This window comes from Mycobacterium pseudokansasii (assembly GCF_900566075.1).
GTDB lineage: Bacteria > Actinomycetota > Actinomycetes > Mycobacteriales > Mycobacteriaceae > Mycobacterium > Mycobacterium pseudokansasii.
Genome location: NZ_UPHU01000001.1, coordinates 2,723,294 through 2,746,475, shown reverse-complemented (window position 1 = coordinate 2,746,475; position 23,182 = coordinate 2,723,294). Strand labels below are relative to the sequence as shown.

Here is a 23,182-nt window from a genome sequence, read left to right as displayed (position 1 = left end):
GCTGAGTAATGCGAATCTTGCCGGAATCGAAAAGCGTCACCGAGTACTACGGCCACAAACGGCCGGAGATGCTGAAGTTCATCCCGGCCGACGCGCAACGCGTGCTCGAACTTGGCTGCGGCCAGGGAGTCTTCAGCGCCCAACTCAAGAAAGGCAGGGGCGCGGAAGTCTGGGGCATCGAATACAACGAGGAAGCGGCCCGACGCGCCGGCGACATCCTCGATCATGTGCTGGCCGGCGACGCGAACCAGCGGATCGCCGAGCTGCCTGATGGCTACTTCGACGCGATCGTCTGTAACGACGTCTTGGAGCATCTGGTCAATCCACTCGAGACACTGACCCAGCTTCGGGGCAAGCTCAAACCCGACGGTGTCGTCGTCGCGTCGATCCCCAACATCCGCTACCTGCCCGCGCTGGGCAAGGTGGTGTTCCGAAAAGACTTCCCCCAAGAGGACTTTGGCATCTTCGACCGCACCCACTTGCGTTTCTTCACGCGCAGCAGCATCGTGCGGATGTTCGAGGACGCGGGCTACGCCGTCCAGCGCATCAAAGGCATCAACCCCTTTTTGGGGCCGTTTGGCGCGCTGTTCATCGTGTTGAGCGGCGGGTACTTCGCCGACGGGGTGTTTCTGCAGTACGCGTGCGTGGCCGCACCGGCAGTTTGAGGGCACAACTTGCACGAGCGCCGTTGGTCACATAGGCCTCGCAAGTAGCGGGCAGCATAATTACCAAGGCAGTTACTCCATCGGCGGGCACTCAATGTCCCCGGCTCACAGCGACAGCGAAGGGTATCGGAGTCGCGAAAGTGCAATTGGCAATGCATTTTCCGAGCACCACCGCACCTACATTTACGATATTTTCGCCCACGAGCGGTGGGTGCACGGCGCCGAGGTCGACTTCCGAGCGTTGCCTGCCTGCCATGCCGCGTTCACGGGTCAGTCCAGCACCGCGTAAGAAATTTGCGGCGTAAATGGAAATCTCCTGATACGGAGATTCCTGATTCCGGCCGACTCCAGTACGGCAAGGGTCTCGCCGGGCCAGTATTTCTGGTTGAGCTCGTCGAAGGCGAGTACGGCGCCTTTGGGCATTCTTGGCAGGAAAGTCCTGATCGCCGCTAGGGTCGGTTCGAACAGATCAAAGTCGAGGTAGAGAAGCGCGACCACCGTGTGCTGGTTGTCTGCCAGATAAGCAGGGATCGTCTGTTGGGCGTCACCCTTGACGAGTTCCACTCGGTCGATATGCCCAAGCGGACGATTGAGATCGTACAGCGACACAGCGTGCCGAATGTCATCCTCGATGCCTTGAACCGCCAAGCCACCGACCTTGGCAAATGACAGAGTTGCGTCCGCCGCTGTCGCATCCTGGTCCGCGAGGCTGGGGAAACCGGCGAAGGTGTCGAACCCCACGATTCGTCGTGTGTGATTGTACGGCTCGTAGATCGCCGAGAGCTGCGCCCACGTCATCAAGCCGCCCCCCATGAAGACACCACACTCGATGATATGGCCGTGAACGTCCACGATTTGCTTGAAGATCTCGTTCTTGGCCAGGAACGTCGCCATTGTCTGTCGCGGAACAAACTTCGCGAAGTTCTTCAGTTTGGCGAGTATGTCACCTTCGCCGGCGCTAAAGAATTCCTGAACCTTAGTAGCGTATTGCTCGTCCGCGGAAGTTTGTGTGCGCGCGTCGAGCATCGAAAAGCGGTTATCCATTACTCACCTTTTCCGGACTGAATATCGGGAGAAGCGGCGCTCGCAAGTGTGCGGCGCAGCCCGTCACTTAGGGTGGTCGTCGGCCGCCAATCCAATTCCGTCTCCGTTGCTGACCAATCAAGGAAGACGTTCGCGATGTCGTCATCGATGCTAGTCTCGTCGATCGCCGCATGGCACCCGAGGATCTCGGCCATTTCGTTGATGATTTCGCGCGGTTCATGGGAGGAACTTCCACCCAGATGGTAGATCGGAGCGTTTCCTTTCTTTTCTATGATGCTGGCAAGCCCCTCGATAGCGTCATCAATGTAGAGAAGCTGCAGACTAGGCAACCCGTTGCGATAGCGGTGGGTCACGATCGGTCGTCCTTCTTTCAGGCGCCGATGCGCGAACCATATCAAGCGCGGACGCAAGCTTTGCGGACCGAAAGTCGGTGAGATTCGAACGATAGTGGAACTGACTTCACCGTTGGCCCGCGCATTTTCAACGAGGACTTCTTCGAGAAATTTTGTTTCGCCGTATACCCCCCGAGGACGCATCGTTGTGTTGACGTCCGCAATCATCGAGCTCGACCTGTACGCCGAGAACACCACTGCGCCCGAGGGCAGGACAAGGTGAATTCCGAGCGATTTGCAGACGTCGAGAACCCCCCGCAACATGGTCAAGCTGTGGCCCATAGCGTCGTTGTTGGTGTAGATCCGCGGGTAGGCGAGATGAACGATCTTTCCAATCTCGTTGTCGCGGCAATAGCGGTCAAAGTGGACCACGGGACCCAGCAGGTCTACCGTGGTGCGGTCGGGCGCAACGACACGATGCGAATCCGCGAGGCGGTCGCGTAAGGCGGCCCCCAGAAAGCCGCTGCTGCCGGTGATGAGGATGCCGTCCTGGCGCATCGGCGTGGGCGACTTCCGCAGTGCCGCGCGCAGGGAGTCAACCATCTCAAGCTTGACCGCGTGCTCTCCCGTCGTCGCGATGACCTGAGCCACCGCCGCATCGAAATCCAGGCCGCGCCATTCGGCTAGAATCCCGGCTGCGATCGTGTTGCTGCGCGACACGCCGAAATCGCAGACAACCACGACGGAGCCGCCGCCCTCGAGTTCCGCCACGCCCTCGCGGATCTTGTCGAGCAGGTCATCAGCCGAGTTGCCGCGCTTGTCGACCATGGTTCTCGTATCGACCACGTGAAACGGGCGGTCGCGCGCGATGCTGTCACCGGGCGCGGTCCCGAGTCGGCCTTCGACGATCCATCGGATCATTTCACGACCTGCCAGAGCGGAACGGCGACCTCGCTCAGGGTTCGCAAATACCATCCCGGACTGATGCCGAGTGCGCCCCGCGGCGCGAGGCCGAGAAGGTGCCGGACGTACCAATCGACCTCGTTGAAACCCGCGAGTGTCCTCAGATAGGTGCTGGCAGAGAACCGGGTGTTGATTTCGAAGGGAACGAACGTGCCGTCGGTGGCGACGCGTCCCTGGATGTTCAAGGGGCCGGTGCTACCGAGGCGCCTGCCGATCAGTTCGGCGGTCTCGCAGATGGCTGGATAATCGTCGATCAGACCCTGGCTATATCCGCTCGAAATGAGGAAGTCCGGGCCGCGCATAGAGACGGAAAGTTTGCTGTGAAACGCGCGCTTGAGGGCTATCGCCCCCGCGCAGCTGCCGTCGGGCAACGAAAGAACGCCGACCGTGAACTCGCCTCTGTCCTCCGGCAGGTATTCCTGAAGTAGCGGGGTCCGGCCATTGTTGTGCAGGTAGGTGCAGTACAGGCGCGCTTCCTCAGGGCTCCTGACAAAGAACACAAATACGCTGCCGCCGCTCGCCACCGCCGGCTTGACGATGCACGGCATCGGGAAGTCGCCGATGTCGGTCCCCGGATCCACCGTTCGGGTCCGCGGCGTTCTGATACCGGCACTCTCAAGGATCTCGAAGCAGTGACCCTTGTGGGCAAGGCGCTCGGTGAGCTGTGGGTTGTTTTGGCCGAGCCGTATCCCGGCGCGCGCAAACAGCTCGTGGTCTCTGCCGATGAGGATCGCGGGCTCGTCGCCACCCGGGATGATGCAATCGACCTGCTCGCGGACGCAAAGGTCCAGCAGATTTTGGGCATAGGCTTCGCGGTCGACGAGGAAGGTCGAGGCGAAACGCACGTCATAGTGCCCGAAAGCGAGCGGGGAGATGTCGCATCCCAAGATGTCATAACCGCCGGCATGGTTGAGGGCCTTGGCGATCTCGGTCCCAAGCGATGCGCCCGCGATCCCGGCAATAAGCACCCGCGGGCTCTTCTCATGCAACGCAAATCTCCCGGACAACTTGCACGACTCGGCACTGCTCGATTTCGGTGATGTCATGGAAACTGGGAATATTGATTGCACAGTCCGAAATGTTGCCGGCCCATTTGCCTCCAGGCGATCCTGCGAACGGAGGGGTCGTCGATAGCGGATGAAAGAAAACCCGGGCATCGATATTTTCGGCCGCGAATGCAGCCGTAAGACGCTCGGTCGTCACCCCGGTTGACTCTTCGAATACAACAGTCGGCATCCAGAATCCATTTTGGGTACCCGTCGGCTCAGGGTTCATCGATACCCCCAGCACGCCGGCCAACCCACGCTTGTAGACCCGAAATATCTCCCGCTTTCGTGAAATCAGATCATCGATACGTTCCATCTGCGCGCAACCGATGGCTGCCTGGATGTTCGACATTTTGTATTTGAAGCCAACCACATCCGGCCAGAACTGCTTGGTCTGGCTGCGCGCGCGGCCGTGGTTGCTCAGCGTAAGAACTTCCTCGTACAGGTTGTCGTCATTGGTGACGAACATGCCGCCCTCACCGGTGGTGATCGTCTTGGTGCCGTGAAACGAAAAGGTCCCAAAACGCCCCATGGAACCGGCACGCTTTCCGTGGTAAATCGAACCAATCGCCTCGGCCGCGTCCTCGATCACCGGGATACCGTGCTTCTGTCCTACTGCCAGGAGACGGTCCATCTCGCAAAGATTGCCATACAGGTGCACAGCGACAATGGCCTTGGTGCGCGGGGTGATGGCAGCTTCGGCCAGGTCCGGGTCGATGCACCAACTCTCCGGCACGATGTCGACAAATATCGGTTTCGCCCCGAGGTGAACGATGGGCGCGGCCGTGGCGATCCAGTTGGTGTCGGCCATGATGACCTCGTCACCTGGGCCGATTCCGAGCGCGGCCATGCCCATGTGCAGCGCACCGGTGCAACTCGAGGTGGCGATCGCGTGTTTGACCCCGAGGTGTGCCTTGAAGGCGCTTTCGAAGCGCTGGATGTATTCGTAGCAACGCTCTCCCCAACCGTTTGTGGCGGCATCGGTGGCGTAGCGCACCTCGAGCTCGGTGATTGACGGCTTGGTGTAAGCGATGCGGGGCTTCACAGATAGCTCAATTCAGGTACCGCCGTCACGAAACGTGTGCCGCTGTTGACAAGATCAGCCAACTGGCTCCGCACCTCATGGGCGATGTTCCAGGGCAAAATGACCACGTCGTCTGGCGGGTTCTCGCACAGCACCTCAGGCGAATAGATGGGAATGTGGCTTCCTGGCATGAATTTTCCCTGCTTGGACTGCGCGGCATCACAAACGTATGGAAGTAGGTCCGGCCTGACGCCTGCGTAGTTCAACAAGGTATTACCTTTCGCCGCGGCACCGTAGGCCGCCACCCGCCGGCCGGCACGCTTTTCTTCGATGAGGAAGGCCAAGAGGTCATCCTTCACCCGATCCGCACGCGACTGAAAGGCCGTATAGGTCTCGGGCCGGGTCAAGCCGAACTCGTCCTCCCGCCTCAGCAGCGAAGCCACGCGGTCCGTGGTGGAGTTCGCGGCCCCAGCATGGCAGCCATACACTCGCAGGCTGCCGCCGTGGGTAGGCAACTCTTCCACGTCCCATACCCGCAAGCCGGCCTTGGCAAAGATACGCGCCACGGTCGTCAGCGACAGGTACGAGAAGTGCTCGTGATAAATGGTGTCGAACTGAGTGCGGTCGATCAACGGCATCAGATGGGGAAATTCCAGCGTGACGCTGCCTTCGGGCTTGAGTACGGCGGCCAGCCCACGGGTGAAGTCGTTGATGTCGGGCACGTGAGCGTACACATTGTTACCCGCAACCAGATCCGCCGACCATCCTTCACTGGCCAGTCGATGACCCAAGGCTTCCCCGAAGAATTCCCGCCTGACCGGGATGCCCAGTGCTTCGGCGGCCTCGGCCGTGCTCGTCGTCGGCTCGATTCCCAGGCACGGGATCCCGGCTGCCACGAAGTTCTTGAGTAGGTAGCCGTCGTTTGAGGCCACCTCGATGACGAAGCTCTTGGGCCCAAGTTGTAGCCGTTCGGTGATCATGTCCGCATAGCTGGCCGCGTGACCGAGCCAAGTGCTCGAGGTGCTGGAGAAGTAGGCGTAGTCGGCGCTGAACAGTTCCTCGGCGCGAGCGTAGTCCTCGGTCTGCACCAACCAACACCGGTGGCACACCAGCACACGCAGGGGGTAGTGCACCTCCGGGTGACGGAGGTCCTCGGCATGCAGGTAGGCGTTGGACGGTGGCGCAAAGCCCAGGTCCACGAAACTGTGTTCCACGGGCGCCCCGCAGTGTCGGCATTTCATAGCGCGACTCCGGTGAAATCAGCATCCAGCAGCGGATGGGCCAGATCACGAGGTGATAGGTCTTGCGGCGGCAATGGCCACGCGATGGCAAGCCGCGGATCGTCGTGACGCAGACCGCCCTCGGAAGGCGGGTGATAGAAAGCCGTGTGGAGGTATAGCAATTCGCTGTCAGGCTCCAAGACCTGGAAGCCGTGCGCGAAGCCCTCGGGGATGATCAGCATCTGCGCGTCGTCTGCCGCCAGTTCCTGGGCGTACCACCGAAGAAACGTCGGAGAGCCGGACCGCAGGTCCACCGCGACGTCCCATACCCGGCCGCGAAGGCAGCGGACCATTTTCATTTCCGCATGTGGCGGATTTTGAAAATGCATCCCCCGCACGGCCCCCGCATGGCTGGTTCTGGAGTGGTTGATCTGCGCGATCTGGCGGTGGCCCAGCAGAGACTGAAGTTCGTCGGCGCAAAAGAGCCGGACGAAAGCTCCGCGGGCATCGCGGTGGGGCAGGGACTGAACAACCTTGAGATCGGCGATCGGGCTGTCGAGGATATTCATGCGGAGGCCCACGTCAGATCTAGAGTGACCGCATCGCCGATGTAGGCGTCCAGTTGGTCGGCGCTTAACACTTCACCAAGTTCCAGCCAATGGCGATACCAGTTGGCCGTGTGGTGGATCGCTTTGTCAAGATCCCAGACGGGACGCCAGTCGAGATGCATTCTGGCCTTGGCGCTGTCAAGTTGCAGCAAGCCCGCCTCGTGTGGCTGCGGATCGGTTGTCTGTTGCCAACGAAGCTTCGGCCAGGTGCGGGCAAGGTCTCGGAGCACCTGCTCTACCGTGCGGTTACCCTTCTCATCGGGGCCGAAATTCCAAGCATCTGCGCACCTGTCGTCACCTGCCAGCAGCCGCTGGCCCAGTAGCAGATACCCGCTGAGGCAATCGAGTACATGTTGCCAAGGGCGCGTGGCGCGTGGCGAGCGAATGACCAGCGTGTCGCCGGCGACGACGGAGCGCACCAAATCGGGAATCAGCCGGTCCTCAGACCAGTCACCACCGCCAATCACGTTGCCGCCCCTAGCGGTTGCGAGCAGCGATGCCGGCGAGTGTTGCAGAAAGGCAGTCCGGTAGCTCGCCGCCGCCAACTCGGCCCCGGCCTTGGAGGCACTGTAGGGGTCGTGACCGCCCAGCCGGTCTCTTTCTCGGTAGGCCCACGGCCATTCGCGATTCTCGTAACACTTGTCGGTCGTCACGACCACCACGGCACGCACAGCTGGCGTGGCACGGGCAGCCTCGAGTACATGCACCGTGCCCATCACGTTGGTGGCCCACGTGGTGACCGGCTCGCGGTAGGACCGGCGGACCAACGGTTGGGCGGCCAGGTGGAAAACAATCTCCGGCTTTTCCGCGGCGAAAATCCCACGGACTGCAGCTTCATCGCGAATGTCGATGCGATGATCGTTGATCGATAGCTTCAACAGGTCCCAATGGTTGGGCTTCGACGATGGGTCCAAAGCCAGCCCGGTCACCTCAGCGCCCAGGGCATGTAGCCACAGACACAACCAGCTGCCCTTGAAGCCCGTGTGGCCGGTGACGAGGACCCGGCGCCCGCGATAAGCAGTTCCGAATGCGTTCAATGCCAGCATTTCCACGGCGCTTTGCCGCTACTCCACAGTTCTTCGAGCAGGTTCTTCTCTCGAAGCGTGTCCATCGGCTGCCAGAAGCCGGAATGCTCGAAAGCCATCATTTCGCCGTCGGCAGCCAGGCGACCCAAAGGTGGCCCCTCCCATGCAACTTGATCGCCGTCAATGTAATCCAGTACTGCCGGAGACAGAACGAAAAATCCACCGTTGATGAGGCCGCCGTCGCCACGCGGCTTCTCGGCGAAGCCCGTGACTTGGTTGCCTACGCACTCGATGGCGCCATAGCGCCCCGGCGGAAGCACCGCCGTCACCGTGGCGTGACGTCCGTGCCGACGGTGGAATTCGACGCTCGCGCCGATGTTCACGTCGCTGAGTCCGTCACCGTAGGTGAAGCAGAACGCCTCGTCATCTTGGATATAGGTAGCCACACGCTTCAGCCGCCCGCCCGTCATGGTTTCGTCGCCGGTGTCAACCAGCGTCACCCGCCAGGGTTCCGCGTGGTGCCGATGGACTTCCATCTTGTTGAGGGACATATCAAATGTCACGTCCGACATGTGCAGGAAATAGTTGGCGAAATACTCTTTGATGACGTAACCCTTATAGCCACAGCAAACGACAAAATCACGAATACCGTGATGCGAGTAGAGTTTCATGATGTGCCACAGGATGGGTCGCCCGCCGATCTCCACCATAGGTTTGGGGCGGATCGTGGTTTCCTCACTCAGGCGAGTACCGAGGCCCCCGGCCAGTATTACGGCTTTCATTGGACTCGCTTATGTTTGGGGTGGTACCTAATCAACCACTTTCTTGGCCGATCTGTTAATGCATAAGGGCAACTCAAGTTACCTTCTATTATGACAGTCATATACTCCAATACATCGACACGAGCGTTTGAACACTTGCCCCGCAAGATGACGAATGAGAAAGAAAGACCCCCAACGGTTAGATACTTCGCGCCCTCGTACTCCAGGTCGCCTTCGAGCGCATGAGTCTACTCTTGCTGCCCGACACCGCGGACCGTAATCAGCGGGACACGCGGCATGTACACCGGCTGTCTCCACCCCGACGGCCGGAACCGTGGGGAAGAACCACAATTGGCATCACTTACCCGCTTATCCATCGGTACAGTCACTTCACTGGAGCCGTATGTTGGGGAGGCAACGCGTGACTGGTGACCGTCAGTTGAGCCGTGTGGATTCGGTCAGCGTTGTGATCCCGGTCTACAACGGAGCTGCGACTTTGCCTGGCGTGGTGAAGGAGCTTGCGCAGCTGCGTTCGACTCAGCAAACCCGCGACGGTCGTGAGTTCCGCGTCGACGAGGTGCTCCTGGTGTGGGACCGGGGCATTCGCGGTAGCGAAGAAGTCGTTCGTGAGTTGGCCGGGCACGACGAATGGGTGCGCCCGGTGTGGTTGTCTCGCAACTTCGGACAACATCCGGCCACACTTGCGGGCATGACCTCGTCGGGCGGGGACTGGATCGTCACGATGGACGAGGACGGGCAGCACGACCCGGGTTACATCGGTGACTTGCTCGACACGGCCTACCGGGACCGCACACAGCTGGTGTATGCCTCGCCGAGAAATCGACCGCCGCATGGGGTGTTGCGCAACGCGGCGTCTCGGATCACGAAGTGGTTGTTTGTGCACGTCCTGGTGTCGTCTGACGGGCCCAGTGCATTCAACAGTTACCGATTGATCCTCGGCGAGGCCGGACGAAGTGTCGCAGCCTACGCCGGTGCGGGCGTGTTTTTGGATGTCGCTCTTTCTTGGGTTGTCGCCAACCCGTCGACCTGTCCGGTGATGATGCGCCAAGAAGGACGACCTGCAAGCGCCTACACCCTGCGTCGCCTGGTGTCGCATTTTTGGCGCCTCGTCATCTCGTCGGGTACCCGGCCGCTGCGTTTCGTGTCAATGATGGGCATCTTGTTCGCCCTTCTCGGTTTTGGTGTGGCGATTTACAGCATGATTCAGAAGCTGGTCGGCGGTATCACCGTGCAAGGGTGGACATCGGTGTTCGTGGCGGTGCTTGTCGTCGGCGGGGCCACCTTGTTCGCCCTGGGGATCATCGCCGAATACATCGCCGCTTCAGCCACTATGGCGATGGGCAAGCCCGTATACGTCATCGTGCGAGATCCCGGTGACACCTTCGACAATCCGGCGGACTGACGGGTGCTTACCTGGATCGTGGGTCGCGGCGGACTTCTCGGTAGCGCCGTGTCGCGGGCGATGGGTCCGACGTTCACCCACCTTTCGGTGCCGTGGGAGGATGACGATGCGGCGGTCGAAGTGCTCGATGCCGACCTCAAGCGATTCGTCCGAACGGCCCACAACGACGATTGGTCGATCATCTGGGCCGCCGGCAGCGGCGTCGTCGGTTCTACGGCCGACAAACTCGCCGCGGAGACGCGAATCATGTCGCATTTCGTCACAAGGCTGCGAGACGTTCGGCCGGCAGGTAAGGGCGCGTTCTTTCTCTCATCCTCCGCGGGCGGCGTCTATGCCGGGTCGACTCACCCCCCGTTCAGTGAGTCGACGACGCCACGGCCGCTGAGTCCCTACGGCGAGACGAAGCTCGCTCAGGAGGAGATCCTGCGGATGACGCTTCAAGGCCGCGTCCCGCTCGTCATCGGGCGGTTCTCAAACCTCGCCGGGCCGGGTCAGAATCTTGCGAAACAGCAGGGTCTGGTCAGTCAGCTATGTCGAGCCGCGGTCACGCGACAATCGTTGAACGTTTTCGTGCCGATGGAGACACTGCGCGACTACTTATACGTCGATGATGCCGCTGCGATGGTGTGCGCGCTGGTCGAGAATGTGGTGCGCGACCAGCCGTCGGAGCCGTTGCTGCGCAATATCTCGTCTCAACGACCCGTGTCCGTCTGCACCGTGCTACGAACGGTACAACAGGTCGCACACCGCTCCGTCCGCATCGCACTCGGGACCAGCCCGTCCTCGCGTTATCACGTTCGGGATCTGAGGCTTTGCACAGAGTATCCGCGCGAGTTCCAGAGCGTGGCAATCACGCCGTTTCCCGTGACAGTCAAGCGCGTGTACGAGTCTGTACTACGGCAACAAGCAATGCGCTAGTAGGCTTAAGCCGATTACCGAAGACTCTCTGAGTACCTACCGGTATTCGAGGCGCGCTGACTGCCACATTCGCTCCCCTGGTACCGGGGACACGTCGCCTCAGGAAGTGCATGGGCAACGGAAGGGCAGGAGTTCGATTCCCCAGCGGTCATGGACGGTATCGCATTTCGGTTCCACCCAAGAGCCTTAACGCGTCTTGCTGCCGTCGTGCTGGCCCTCTGCCGCGGGGGGCGCGGGGTGCATCCGCCGCCCAAGCCACCGGTACACCACGTGGCGCCCGAAAGCGTTCATGCGGGCTCGCGCGCTGCCGACGGCCAGGTACCGCTGCCCGAGCAGCCCGGGGTGCTCCGCGGCCAACGCGCGAAAGAACCCGATCACCTCGCCGGCCTGGGACTGTATCTGCGTTCCAACACTCGCCTGAGCACCGCTGATTCGAAATGCCCAGAGTGGCCGGGGTACCGCGACAAGACTGCCGTTGCTATGAAGTAGCACCGCGCAGTAGGTCGCCAGATCCATGAGAAAGGGGAAGCGAACATCCCAACCACCGGCGTCAACAAAGGGCCTGCGCCTGAACAAGGCCGATGGTGGTTCGCCGAAAATGTTGGTGCCAGCGAGCACGCTGCGCCGGATAGCGTCAGGACCGGCGATTTCACCGCGGAGTCCGGCCAATCCGCGGTTGCGAAGCACGATCCTCCCTGTGGCATCGATAACATCTCTGGAACTGACGGCCACCACCGCTGAAGGGTGAGCTGCTAGCTCTTTCACCAGCACCTCGAGGTTATCCGGATACAACACGTCATCGGCACAGACCGCCTTGATGAATTCGCCAGTGGCTAGGTCGGTGACGGTCTTGAAGTTCACCGTTGGTCCAACGTTAGACGCGTGTCGGATCAACCGGACCCGGGGGTCGACGGTGTAACGCTGCAGGGCCTCCCAGGTGCCGTCGGTGGACATGTTGTCCGAAACCAGCAGTTCGAAGTCACGGAATGTCTGCGCCAAAAGCGACTGCATCGTTGCATCAATTGTCGCGATGCCGTTGTAAACCGGCACGACCACCGATACCAAGGGCGTCACGACGCTGTCTCCCGCTGCTCAGCGGGTCGGCATTCGATGGAATCACGGCGAATCGACGCCCCGGGAGTGGACCAGCTGTTTACGACGGTCGCCGTGACGATGACCAGTTGCGGCAGCGGGATGAAAACCGGCGGCAAATCCTCCACCGCCGGCAGCACCGGGGCAACGACCGCGGTCATGGGCAGCAATTTAGTTCCTAACTAACTCGGGCGCTAGGCTTCTCACATATTGCGCGGCACGTCCGCGATTGTGGACCAACATAGTACGAATATCTGTCTACACCGCAAACACCGCTTACTAAATGGAGAGCGAGTCATGATCACTTTGAACCCCGCGGGCGTGGCGGCGGCGGTGAAAGCGCGAGTGGGGCGACCTGTGCTGCTCAACCTGCGCCCGCCGCGCGACCGACGCGCCGACAAAGCGGGCCGCTGCGTGGTCTGCGGCACCGATACCAGGTTCGCCTTCAATTCCTGGACCATCCCGGACGACGTGCATGCCTTTTGGGCCGATTCCACCGTGTCGCGGGCGAACATCTTGCGCGAGAGCATGTTCTGCCGGTTTTGCTGCAGCAACCTGAGAGTGAGGCGGATCGCCGAGGTCCTCATCGGTCTCTACGGTCCGCCCGGGTGTGGGTCGTTCTCCGAACTGATCGAGGATCCGGCGTTTCGCGCCCTGGACATCGCCGAAGTAAACACGATCGGCTCGCTCGGATCGCTGCATGTCCTGTTGCGTCGGCTGCCGCGGCTGTCTTTCTCCGCTTACCGGGGGCCGCAGCGTCTGGGCGAAATCATTGACGGCGTCCGTAACGAAGACATGTGTCGCTTTACCTACCCCGATGCTGCCTTTGACCTGGTCCTGTCGTCTGACACTCTCGAGCACGTTCCCGACTTCCGCACCGCACTGGCCGAGACGCGGCGAGTGCTGCGGCCTGGAGGACGTCATGTCTTCACGGTGCCGGTGGTCTGGACGCGTACGACTACGGAAGCGCGTGCCCGCGTAGGCGATGACGGCGAGATCATGCACCTGATGCCGCCCCTCTACCACGGTAGGGGTAGCGGAGCTTACCGGTTCATTCCGGTGGGGGCCGATTTGTTGGCGTTCACCGAGTTCGGCCGCGACATCGTTGATTATGTCCGCGAGGCGGGCTTCGAGCCCGAGGTCTACGAAGTCGCCGACGACGGCACAGGCGCCCAGACCGTCTTCGCTGGGCGCGTCCCCGGGTGACCGGGTTGCCTGAGTCGAGATGACGGGGTACTTCGCATGTTTGGCTGAGGAGCCCTCCGAAAACAGGGTGAGGGATGGCATGGGCACGGCTGGGATATCCGTTTCGCTTGAGCGATGCCATGGCATGAATGATCGACTGGGAGGGGCATATGCATGGCGGCGCCGACGCGCTTATGGGTGAGCCGGGCTCACTCGACCCATTCGAATGTGTCGGATGACTGAATTCGATTTGCCGCTCGAATCGTCGCCGCCGGGGCCGTTGATCCGGCTTGTCCGCGACCAGCGCGTAGCTTTCCTAGTGGTCGGAGCAGTCAACACCGTCGTCGGGTTCGGCATCTTCGTCGCCTGCTCGCAGACCGTGGGCCATTTCGTCGACCGCCGGTTCGGCACGATCGCCGGGTCGCTGGTGACGGTCGGCATCTCCCACGTACTGAGCGTGCTGTTCGCGTTCGTGATGCATCGTCGGTTAGTGTTCCGCGTTCGCGGCCACGTACTGCGTGACCTCGTGCGGTTCGAAAGTGTCTACCTCACCACGTTTGGCCTCAACGCCGTCGCCCTGACTGTGCTGGTCGAGCTGGGCCTGCACCGCATCCCGGCGCAAGCGATCATCTTTGTGCCCATCCTGGCGCTCAACTACGTTGGCCACCGGTACTTTTCCTTCCGGCGCGGCGCCGCCGACGTGCACATCGTCGACGCTCAAGACGAGACTTCGCCGACGTAAAGCGGCGCGACCGTTACAGCCATCGCCGATCTCGTAGCACGAGAGGCCGGTTCACTTGCCGTCCCCCGGCGACACGGCAGCCGGTATGGGTTCGCCCACGGCCGAAGTGGCGGCAGGGATATTCGCCTGGGCGCCGGCATCCGGTCTTCGCGCATACGAGACGATGATCGCCGCGCATGCGATCAGCCACAACAGCGGCGCCAACTCCGCCGTGGTGTGCACAATCGGTGTGTAGCCGACGATCCCGACAACGCCCAGCTGACCCGCGAGCGGCGACATCATCGGCGGGCCGGGCAGCGGGATGCGGACGATCGACAGGGCCGCGGCAAGGCTCACGCAGATGCCGATCACGCGGCGGCGGTCACCCAGGGTCGCAAACCCGTCGAAAATCCCGGACTCCGGCGGCCCTTCGGGGTCGCGGACCACCAGCGCCGCGATCGGTAGGGCGAACACCAGGTAGTAGTTGAATACCAGGCCGGGAAACAGACACGCGGTGGTCAACAGCGCGATGCCCCCCATGACCGGGGAGATGCGTCGCCCGAGAGCCAGCACGGAGACAACGACCAACAAGAGCAGGACATACCCGATGAGCGATCGGGCGACATCAAGAAAGCCGTTCGATACATAGCCCCACTGCGGGTCGTGGAGCTTATCCGGAATGAAGAAAATTCCTCTCGCGAATGACACGTTATACGGCCCCACGAGCGTGTCGACCGAACTGCTGTAATTGAGGAGGCTGCGGGCCGACTGCGCGATGGTTTTCGGAAAGTCGCGTGGCCACAGCAGATATGGAACAAAGTTGGAAATCACAACCCCGACGGCGGCGATGCCACCCATGCGCCATTGTCGGGCCGCGAACAACGCCACAGCGAGCAGTACGAACTGTGGTTTCAGCAGCGTGGCCAGAACCACCATGATCGCCACCAGTCCCCATCGTTGCCGGCGCAGCGCCACCAGAAAAACCAGCCCGATCGGCGCTATGAATCCCACCGAGTTGCCTCGATCGATCACCCCCCACACCGGAATGGCCAGGGCGCCCAACGCCACAAAGACGACCACGCGCTCCAGCCCGCGAGCACCGCGCGCCGCCCAGACCGCGGGGGTAAAGACTGCACCCGTCAAAAGGAGCTGGTAGCCCCAGAACCCTAGCCGCGGGGCATGCAGCCATTTACCGAGAGCGCCGAACAGCATTTGCGGCAGCATCCCCGCCGGCGGATAGCCGGCCCCTCCTCCCGCCTCGTAGTTGTTCCAGGGTAAGCGCAGCGGGTAGGGCTCCCAGGGATTGGGCCGCATCCCGAATCCCAAGGTCATTCCGTAGTCACTGAAGCAGTGCGTGCCCATTTGCCTGCCCCAGTCAAGCCAGCAGTCCTTGGCGGCCATAAAGAGAGAGGTAAGCACGTCGACGGAGTAGTACTGGGCGAGAACGAAGCCAACTGCCGCCGATAACGCCGACCCCAGCAAGACGGTGCCGAGCAGGAGCGTGCGTTCGGATTCGCGACTGACCGCCAACGCTTGATCTCGAGTCGCGGTAACCGCGCCCCGCAACACCTCGACAAGTCGACTCACGCGTGCTCCCCTCGGTTCGGGACGAAACTGCAGCAAAGCGAGCTGCCGAGCCTACCCCCGGAGACAATATAGTGAACGCGTTGTCCCGCTACGGCGAAAGAGGAGTATCGGCTGACAGCGATCCTCCACATCGCAGTCGTTCCGCTGCCGGGAACCAACCACTCTGAACGGCATGCCTGGGCCGCGGCCTACGGTCCAACGCGCATCTCATAAAAGCGCAGTCGTGCAGTAACCGAGGGCTCATTGAGGTTTACGGTGCGGCCGACACCAATGGTGTGGGCGTGGATCTGAAGATTCGTGTCGGCTACCGAAGCAGGGGTGTTGACGAGAAATGGCTCGGCTGCGTTCTTCGCGATGAGGCGGTAGGTGACCCCGTCGACCACGAGCGTGAAGGTGCTCAGTGGAGCGATCTTTCCGTGGAAGTAGCGGTCGGCAAAGGTCTGATCCAGGTCGATTCCAACGAGCACCGCCCTATCCGGTGCGCTGGGGGCGGGAATCGGAACCGCATGGTCTTCCCGCATGGACGCCTCCGACAGCTTGGTGAGCGGTCCGCAGTGGGGGGCGGTGTGTCTGAATAGCGCCCAGCGGTTTTCGATGCCGCTCAGCGTGTAGTTGCACAGCAGGGCACGCGAATACAGCGGGGATTCTTGCACGCCAAGCCGGCCGTCGATGCCGACGGCGGGCGAGGCCGGCGATAGCCGGGACAGCACGAATTCCGGCCCGTTAGTGAGTGATTCGCCGTTGAGAGCATCGAGCATGGGCGTGAGGGCCTGATATGTCTGGAAGACCAGTGTCGGGCGCCACGCCAGATCGTAGGCCCACACGGCCGAAATCTCGTGGGGGTCAACGTGGACCGTGCTCGAGCCGATCGTCTTGATGAAGCGGTCCGGGATGCCATAAAGTGCGCGCTGGCGTGCCTTGGCTTGTTCGATTTTTTGCTGCACATGACCGGGCGAGGCGAACGTGACAATGCGGTCCACCGCTTGCACCGGTGCCTGCATGGCCAACACACCGCGATCGGACAGAGCGGGGATCCCCCCAAGGTCGACCACAACAACCAAAGCGACTGCCAGGGCAATCACCACCAACGTACGACGGCGAGCCCTGGGCCAGGGCGTGATGGCCAGCGCAACAACTATCACGCCGACCAGAATGGCGAAGTGCCACGGTTCGAAACGTCCGAACGCGGCCTTTCCGGCGATCAGCGACGCGAGGACAACGAGCACCAGGTAGCGGCGCGGTATCTCGTGGCCTCCCCGTACGAACATCACGCAGAGCCCACCCATCCAGGCGAGGCTCAATACGACTGAAGGCAAGGCCCACTGCGGGAGCGGCGCGGTCGCCATCCCGTCGGTGTAACCCGATGCAATCGCGGCGCTGCCCCGAAGCCATGACGGAAGGTCTCCCGGTCGTTGGCCGGCGAGCACCCACCAAATGAGGGTGGACACCGCGAATGCGGCTACCGTTGCGCAATGCCGGCCGACAGCTTTCCAACCGAGCAGCACCGACGTCGCCAACGCGATAACCATGATCGCGAGGCCGGTGTTGAATTTCATCAACAGCTGAAACCCTGCGACGGCACCGAGCACGGCGCAGGTCGTGAACACCGTCGATCGCTTGGGCTCGCGCTGCAATAGGGGCACGCTCGCCCACACGAACGCCGCGAGAACGGCCAGCTCGGGATACATCATTTCCAGGGAGGAAAAACCTCTGAAAGCCAAACCGTGGCCGAGGTGCAGGACGGTGAGGATGCCGGTCAGCACGAACGCGCCGACGAGCGATGTCAGCGGAGAGTGGCGCAGGCGCAGGGCTGCCGCGATGCCGAGGAACAGTGCGGCGATGATGATTACCTGGCAGATCGTGGCGAGCAGTGACTGCTCGAATGAGTAATAGGCGCTGGTTCGCAGGAAGCCCAGGGGCCCGTACGTGAATACCAATTCGCGACCCCACGCAATATGGTCAATTCGGGCCAGAGCGAGCCCAGCCTGCCACGACGGATCGAGCCCAACGCTAGGGTCGACCGATGGTTGTGGCCAGAAGATGACAGCAGCGATGACAGCCACCAGAGCTCGCTGCCACAAGGCGGAGCCCCATGTCGTCGTCGAGAACCATGTTCCGACTCGTCCCGAGGCCCTGCTCACCCGACTGCGGCACACCGACAATGAATCCAGAAGAATTTGCGCTTTGGGTCGACCGGGGCGACGATCTCCAAGGAGTTCGTCGCTTCGCTCCGGGCAGCTCGTCTCCGAGTTGTGCGGCGAGCTTCCAGCACACTTCTCATCAGAGTTTGTGAGGCCCGCCTCGCGGGCCGCATCAACGGCCATAGGCACATACCCAACTGGTTGAGGCACAGCGCGACCCGCTCACCCTGGAATGGATCGTCACCCGAGTCCCGTGACGCTCGGGACATGCACCATCTGCCAGGTACCGCAGTTTTGCGTCAAGAACGCGGTGTCACTCTCCTGGATCTGGATTCGCTGCGGACCGCTGCCCTTCCAGCTATCGATGACGTCGTTGGTATCAAGGCTACGCAGCCGCGCCCAATTACATATCGTCCCACCGGCTGTGCGATACATCCCCGGCATGATGTCCATTCCGACCAGATAGGTGCCGTCCCTGTCGATCACACCGGTATATGTGCCGAAGGGGTCAATGACGGTCTTGGAACCCGCAGGTGGCGGCGGCTTGAGATCACCCGCCGTTTGCGGGGCGGTGGCCTGTACCGTGACAGTTTGCGTGATGGTCACCGTCGAGGCTGTGGTGTTCGTACCTCCCCCGCACGCTGAAAGCAGTAGCGCACCGGCAACCACTGCAAGGGGCTTCATGCAGATGAAGTGTAGACGGAGCCAAGTAGGTATATGGCCACTTTCTGCCAAAACAATTGACCATTTAGCTGGAAAAAACGAGCCATTACTGGCATGACACGGCGGTAGGTGGCGCCGTTAGCACGCCTCTGGGTTAGCTCCAATTCACTTCAGCTACGGGGCCTTTCGCGCTGAGCTCTCGTCAGAGTCGCCCAGTCGATGACGGCGCACAAGCTGTGCGGCTGCGATCGCTGCCAGCCCACCGCCCGTCCAGCGCAACATCGGCCGCCGCATGGCCAGCCCGTACCAGTGCAGATACGCCGGCAGCCAACCCGCCAAGTCGAACTTGCTGGTGCCGGCGGTGCGGTCCTCCCAGCTGCTGGGTACCTCGTCGACCCGATAGCCCAACAGGTGCGCCTTCGTCGTGAGTTCCAGCCCCACTTCGAACCCCCGCAGACTCTCCACCGGGACATCGTCGAGGAAACGGCGGCTGTAAGCGCGGAAGTTGGTGGTGGCATCATGCGTCGGCACCCGGCCCAGGTAATGCAAGCTCAGCCCGGCCGTGCGTGACATCAGGGTCTTCATCCGCGGTCCCCCGGTTTGGGAGCCGCCGGGCATGTACCGGGACCCGCTGACGATGTCGGCCGCCTCGTCGCGAATCTTGGCTGCCATCAACGGAATTGCCGACGGCGGATCGGACAGGTCGGCCATGCTGGTGACCACGACATCACCCCGGGCCGCGGCAAAGCCGGCGATCAGCGCATTGGCCACGCCCTTGCCGATGGAGTTGCGGACCAGTCGGACGGTGGCCGGCTTGTCGGGCATGGCCGCCAGCGCCGGCAGCGTCGTGTCCTCGTCGAAGTCATAGCAGACCAACAGTTCATGAGGCATGTCCGCGAGCGCCTGGGCGAGTCTGCGGACGCAGATCTGAATGTTCTCGCCCTCGTTGTAGACCGGGATGACCACGCTCACCAGCCGCTCGCTTCCGGCCGCTGCCCGGGCCTTGCGGGCGCGGATCACGAACTGCTTACCGAAGACCGGCCACATGATCTTGGAGTGCAGGTACAGTCGCACCAAGGGCGGCGCCTGCGGCCACGGCGACCTCGACGTGTACGGCAGGAACCGGTCATAGGTATCGACGATCTTGAGCTGGTTGGATTCCAGCAGCTCGATCAGCGAGCGGTCGCTGATCGGCACGGTGTGATCCCAGAAGTCCCAGTAGTCGCCGCCGACGAAGCGAATATTGGGCCCCATGGCGATGAAGTGCCCACCCGGTTTCAGCACCCGGCGGGCCTCGGCGATGGTGCGTTCGACTTCGACCTTGCTCGGCAGATGCTCGAGCAGGTTGCTGGTGAAGACCACATCCACCGAGTCATCTTCGAGGAAGCTCAGATCGTCTGCGCTACCGTGGTGGAACTCGACGCCGGCCTCGAGCATGCCGGCACTGTCGGGGTTCAGATCGACGCCGATCCGGCGGGCGGCACTCACCTGGTTGAGGAATTCGCCGTAACCACAACCCAAGTCCAGCACCGTGTCGCTGCGCCTGATCCATGCCTGGAAGAAGTCGCGGACCAGCACGCCCCAGATGGCCGATCGCGCTTCCCGGGCATGGCCGAACCGGTTATGGTAGAGCTGTTGAAGATCGGGCTCACCCGCGATACGCATGGCGTCCTAGCGGATACAACCCACACACGTCAGATGGTCCCCGCCTTGACGGCGTCGACAACCCAGGGTATGACCTCGTCGAGCATGGCGTCCAGGGTAGTTGTCGCCTCGAAGCCGAGTACCTCCGATGCCTTGTGGACGTCGGGCGAGCGCAGCTGCACGTCATGCTCGAACGGCGGATCGCTTTCGTAGCGAAACGGAGTGTCGGGCCGCATTTTGCGCCAGATCACCTCGGCCAGTTCCAGCACCGTGGTGGCCTCGGGCGTGGACAGGTTGAAGTCGCCGTTGAGCGCGGCCGGGTGCTCCATGCAGATGCGGATGCCGCGCGCCAGGTCACCACCGTAGGTGTAGTGCCGTATCTGGGTACCGTCGCCGAGAATGTGCAGCGGGTCCTGGTCTTTGGCCACCTTCTGAATCAGATCCGGCACCACATGACTCATCGCGAGTTTGACGTTCCCGCTGGGGATTTCATGCCCACCCAGCGCGCGCTGCTCGCCGGTGCCGACACAGTTGAACGGGCGGATGATGGTGTACGGCAGTCCATACTGCTCGTAAGCGCCATGCGCGAAATACTCACAGGCTAGCTTCTGGAACCCGTAAGTGCTTGTCGGAGGCGGGCATTCGGTGATGTGCTTTTCCGGCGTCGGGAAGACGGTGGCGTTCTCGAACACCATCGACGAACTGATCACGTTGATCTTCTTGAGCCAGCCCTTGCGATACGCATAGATTGCAGTGTCGAAGTGGGCGGCCGCAATTCGCTCATTTTCGGCCAGCAGGTCGTAGGCGTACTCGTGGAAATAGGTGATACCACCGATGCGGGCCGCGCTGGCCACCATCTGATCGCAGCCTTCGACCAGCCGGAACATCAGGTCGACGTCTTTGACGTCACCCTCGACGAAGTGGTACCGAGGGTGGTCGTCGTAGCTTTTCCTGACCGGCCCGTATTTCGAGTAATTGTCGATCCCGACGACATCGTGGCCGGCGCGCAGCAGCTCTTCGACGACATAGCCGTTGATGAATCCGGCACTGCCGGTTACCAGGATCCTCACCGGGCCACCGCTTCCGGTCCCAAGGTAGCCAACTGGGCTCCATTGAGCGCTTGCGTGTCAAGCTCACTCACATCGAGGCATCCCCAGACATCCTCGACGATCTTGCCACGCGGTACCGAAAGGCCTCGGTAGGCCGAGTGGGGAACGCCGACCACGATGACGTCCGCACGATCCACCACGGTGTCCAGGGGGTAGTAGTCCTTGCCCTCCAAGAACGGATCGTGCAGCAGTACTTCCTTGGCTTCCAGCATCAGCAGATGCCGCAGTTTGAAGCTGAGCGAGTCGCGGGTGTCGTCGCAATCGGCCTTGAACGTCATACCCAGGATGCCAACGGTCTTGTCGCGCAGGTTAACCCGGCGCTTGAGCATGTTGACGATGAACTGCGGCTGACCCTCGTTGATGAGCATGGCCGCGTGCCCGAGCATGAAATTGTTGTTGCTGAATGCCGCGAGCTGCATGGTGTCCTTCAGCAGGCACGGGCCGGCCGCCAGCCCGGCCCGGGGCAGGCTGTCGACCCGAAAATTCTTGTACGTGGCCGCATGGTGGACGCGGTCGAAATCGAGCCCGGCTTCGCGGCTGAGCAGATAGAACTGGTTGGCAACCGCGAACTGGATATAGCGGTAGCTGTTGCAGAACAGTTTGGCCAGCTCGGCTTCCTGCGGCTCTACCTCGATGATCTCGGTGGTGATTCGCGAGAAGAGCTCGCGCACCACCCGCCGACCCTCGGCGTCGAACCCACTGATGACCTGCGGAATGATCCGCAACTCCCGGATCGAATGTCCCTGCGCGATCCGCTCGGGACAGAAGGTGACGTGAACGCCGATCCCACGCTCGGCGAACATATCCTGGACACGCTGACTCAGTCCCGGGTAGACCGTGCTTCGCAGGATGAGCGTCTGCCCGTCCTGGAAGTAGGGGCTGATCTCGTCGATGATGCGAAAGAACGTGTGCGCCTGCGGCGTCAGGTATTCATCGACCGGTGTGCCGACGACGCAGATCACGATGTCGGAATTCCTGACCACCCATGAATCGGTGCTCGCGCTGATCCGCCCGGTCGGCAACAGCCGCTTGAGCAGATCCTCGGCACCGTTTTCGATGAAGGGCATCCGTCCGGCCATGATGGTCCGCAACGCCTCGGCGTTGGTGTCCAAGATGTCGACGGTGAAGCCCTCATCCGCCAACACCAGCGCCAACGGTAGTCCGACATGCCCGGCGCCACCGACAATGCAAATACGCTCAGCGGGTTGAGTCGTCACGTGAACCGTCGCCTCCCCTTCCTGTTCCCGGTCTGGTCCAGGGTGCTGGACCATAACAAAACCAATCGTCGCCTGTATAGATGGTGTTGGAGCCTACGAGATCAACGCCCGACCCCGCGGCATTTCGCACGAACCAAAAGGCCGATCCCCCGCGGCTCCGTTGACGGCGGCAGCCTTTCGCCACAGCATTTCACGTAGGCGCCGAGCTTGTCTTTTGAATGACAAAGTTCCGGCGCTCCGATTCTCTGGTTCTGTCCCGAGGCGACGCGAGCCCTAGTACCTTGGTCCACCATGGAGCTCGCCGGGGGCTTGGTCGCGCACACCAACACCTCCTATACCGGCGAAGCGCGCTATACCGACGAAGCGCGCAAGAAGTTGCGCTACACGGCCGTAGCGCTGGTCTTTCTGCCCATCGGGCAAGGTCTCATCCAGGTCTTGGGTCCGTGGCTGAACAGCTACACCATCGCTTCGCTGCTGGCAGCAGCCATCGCCACGGTTCCCAACTTCTTCGCCAACAAGCACTTTGTCTGGCGCGTGGCGTCGGGCAAGAAGTCCGCCATGAACCTCCATCACCAGGTGCTGGTGTTCTGGACGGCGGTGATGCTGGCAGTCGGACTGGCCACGTACTTCACCTACCTGGTCGATAACGCAATGGCCGGTCACACCACAACCGTCCACGGCATCGTGGTGTTCCTGGTTCAAATGCTCGGCTTCGGCCTCGTGTGGATCGGTCGCTATCTGATCCTAGATCGATGGCTGTTCCGCGAAATCCGCACCTGAATCGATAGCTTGCA

Annotated in this window: 22 protein-coding genes; 6 read left to right on the top strand and 16 right to left on the bottom strand. The window is 61.7% G+C overall.

All coding sequences use genetic code 11. The features are described 5' to 3' along the window. Positions 1–8: 8 nt before the first annotated feature. Positions 9–665, top strand: a complete 657-nt coding sequence (locus EET10_RS12640) for a class I SAM-dependent methyltransferase (RefSeq protein ID WP_036400939.1) — start codon at positions 9–11, stop codon at positions 663–665. A 270-nt stretch (positions 666–935) separates the two neighbouring features. Here the strand turns inward: EET10_RS12640 and EET10_RS12630 are convergent, their stop codons facing one another. From EET10_RS12630 to rfbF, 8 genes are read right to left on the bottom strand one after another with little or no spacing between them, the layout of a single operon-like run. Then, positions 936–1,709 carry a TylF/MycF/NovP-related O-methyltransferase gene (locus EET10_RS12630; protein WP_063467772.1) on the bottom strand — a complete coding sequence of 258 codons (774 nt, stop codon included), beginning with the start codon at positions 1,707–1,709 and terminating at the stop codon, positions 936–938. Further along, positions 1,709–2,962: an NAD-dependent epimerase/dehydratase family protein gene (locus EET10_RS12625; RefSeq protein WP_063467771.1), complete on the bottom strand. Its 1,254-nt coding sequence runs from the start codon at positions 2,960–2,962 to the stop codon at positions 1,709–1,711. The genes EET10_RS12630 and EET10_RS12625 overlap by 1 nt, the downstream gene beginning before the upstream one ends. Beyond that, positions 2,959–3,993 (bottom strand): ATP-grasp domain-containing protein, encoded by a 1,035-nt coding sequence (locus EET10_RS12620; RefSeq protein ID WP_063467770.1) that lies wholly within the window; start codon positions 3,991–3,993, stop codon positions 2,959–2,961. The genes EET10_RS12625 and EET10_RS12620 overlap by 4 nt, the downstream gene beginning before the upstream one ends. Continuing rightward, on the bottom strand, positions 3,986–5,095 hold the full coding sequence (locus EET10_RS12615; protein WP_036400948.1) for a DegT/DnrJ/EryC1/StrS family aminotransferase: 1,110 nt from the start codon (positions 5,093–5,095) through the stop codon (positions 3,986–3,988). Before EET10_RS12615 ends, EET10_RS12620 begins: the two co-directional genes overlap by 8 nt. Continuing rightward, positions 5,092–6,315, bottom strand: coding sequence for a class I SAM-dependent methyltransferase (locus EET10_RS12610; protein ID WP_036400950.1), 1,224 nt, complete (start codon positions 6,313–6,315; stop codon positions 5,092–5,094). Before EET10_RS12610 ends, EET10_RS12615 begins: the two co-directional genes overlap by 4 nt. Beyond that, on the bottom strand, positions 6,312–6,863 hold the full coding sequence (locus EET10_RS12605) for a dTDP-4-dehydrorhamnose 3,5-epimerase family protein (RefSeq protein ID WP_036401425.1): 552 nt from the start codon (positions 6,861–6,863) through the stop codon (positions 6,312–6,314). The genes EET10_RS12610 and EET10_RS12605 overlap by 4 nt, the downstream gene beginning before the upstream one ends. After that, on the bottom strand, positions 6,860–7,948 hold the full coding sequence (gene rfbG / locus EET10_RS12600) for a CDP-glucose 4,6-dehydratase (protein WP_244601928.1): 1,089 nt from the start codon (positions 7,946–7,948) through the stop codon (positions 6,860–6,862). Before rfbG ends, EET10_RS12605 begins: the two co-directional genes overlap by 4 nt. Next, entirely contained in the window at positions 7,936–8,709 is a 774-nt protein-coding gene (gene rfbF, locus EET10_RS12595; protein ID WP_063467767.1) for a glucose-1-phosphate cytidylyltransferase, read from the bottom strand. Before rfbF ends, rfbG begins: the two co-directional genes overlap by 13 nt. Before the next feature lie 400 nt (positions 8,710–9,109). On the opposite strand from rfbF, the gene EET10_RS12590 reads away from it, so the two are divergent. Both EET10_RS12590 and EET10_RS12585 read left to right on the top strand, forming a co-directional pair. Then, positions 9,110–10,111, top strand: a complete 1,002-nt coding sequence (locus EET10_RS12590; protein WP_244601927.1) for a glycosyltransferase — start codon at positions 9,110–9,112, stop codon at positions 10,109–10,111. A 3-nt stretch (positions 10,112–10,114) separates the two neighbouring features. Continuing rightward, a complete protein-coding gene (locus tag EET10_RS12585) occupies positions 10,115–11,029 on the top strand; it encodes an NAD-dependent epimerase/dehydratase family protein (protein WP_122502190.1) in 915 nt (304 codons plus the stop codon). Positions 11,030–11,215: 186 nt separating this feature from the next. Here the strand turns inward: EET10_RS12585 and EET10_RS12580 are convergent, their stop codons facing one another. Further along, positions 11,216–12,103, bottom strand: coding sequence for a glycosyltransferase family 2 protein (locus EET10_RS12580; RefSeq protein WP_036400955.1), 888 nt, complete (start codon positions 12,101–12,103; stop codon positions 11,216–11,218). Next, complete coding sequence (locus EET10_RS12575; RefSeq protein WP_036400958.1) at positions 12,100–12,282, bottom strand: hypothetical protein; 183 nt, start codon at positions 12,280–12,282, stop codon at positions 12,100–12,102. Before EET10_RS12575 ends, EET10_RS12580 begins: the two co-directional genes overlap by 4 nt. A gap of 136 nt (positions 12,283–12,418) precedes the next feature. Between EET10_RS12575 and EET10_RS30805 the strand changes: the two genes are divergently transcribed. Together EET10_RS30805 and EET10_RS12565 are read left to right on the top strand one after the other, a co-directional pair. Then, entirely contained in the window at positions 12,419–13,327 is a 909-nt protein-coding gene (locus EET10_RS30805) for a class I SAM-dependent methyltransferase (RefSeq protein ID WP_063467765.1), read from the top strand. A gap of 214 nt (positions 13,328–13,541) precedes the next feature. Beyond that, the gene (locus EET10_RS12565; RefSeq protein WP_051490363.1) at positions 13,542–14,048 is read left to right on the top strand and encodes a GtrA family protein; all 507 of its coding nucleotides are present in this window, start codon (positions 13,542–13,544) and stop codon (positions 14,046–14,048) included. A 51-nt stretch (positions 14,049–14,099) separates the two neighbouring features. On the opposite strand, the gene EET10_RS12560 is transcribed toward EET10_RS12565, so the two are convergent. From EET10_RS12560 to EET10_RS12535, 6 genes are all read right to left on the bottom strand, one after another. Further along, positions 14,100–15,614, bottom strand: a complete 1,515-nt coding sequence (locus EET10_RS12560) for a glycosyltransferase family 87 protein (protein WP_036400959.1) — start codon at positions 15,612–15,614, stop codon at positions 14,100–14,102. A gap of 188 nt (positions 15,615–15,802) precedes the next feature. Then, the gene (locus tag EET10_RS12555) at positions 15,803–17,677 is read right to left on the bottom strand and encodes a hypothetical protein (RefSeq protein WP_244601926.1); all 1,875 of its coding nucleotides are present in this window, start codon (positions 17,675–17,677) and stop codon (positions 15,803–15,805) included. 318 nt (positions 17,678–17,995) lie between these two features. After that, the gene (locus EET10_RS12550) at positions 17,996–18,439 is read right to left on the bottom strand and encodes an Rv1352/Rv1906c domain-containing protein (protein ID WP_063467764.1); all 444 of its coding nucleotides are present in this window, start codon (positions 18,437–18,439) and stop codon (positions 17,996–17,998) included. A 153-nt stretch (positions 18,440–18,592) separates the two neighbouring features. Then, positions 18,593–20,083, bottom strand: a complete 1,491-nt coding sequence (locus EET10_RS12545) for a glycosyltransferase (protein ID WP_036400964.1) — start codon at positions 20,081–20,083, stop codon at positions 18,593–18,595. A 29-nt stretch (positions 20,084–20,112) separates the two neighbouring features. Further along, the gene (locus EET10_RS12540; RefSeq protein ID WP_036400966.1) at positions 20,113–21,132 is read right to left on the bottom strand and encodes an NAD-dependent epimerase/dehydratase family protein; all 1,020 of its coding nucleotides are present in this window, start codon (positions 21,130–21,132) and stop codon (positions 20,113–20,115) included. After that, entirely contained in the window at positions 21,129–22,388 is a 1,260-nt protein-coding gene (locus EET10_RS12535; RefSeq protein ID WP_036400968.1) for a nucleotide sugar dehydrogenase, read from the bottom strand. Before EET10_RS12535 ends, EET10_RS12540 begins: the two co-directional genes overlap by 4 nt. Before the next feature lie 309 nt (positions 22,389–22,697). On the opposite strand from EET10_RS12535, the gene EET10_RS12530 reads away from it, so the two are divergent. After that, on the top strand, positions 22,698–23,168 hold the full coding sequence (locus EET10_RS12530; protein ID WP_244601925.1) for a GtrA family protein: 471 nt from the start codon (positions 22,698–22,700) through the stop codon (positions 23,166–23,168). Positions 23,169–23,182 lie beyond the last annotated feature (14 nt).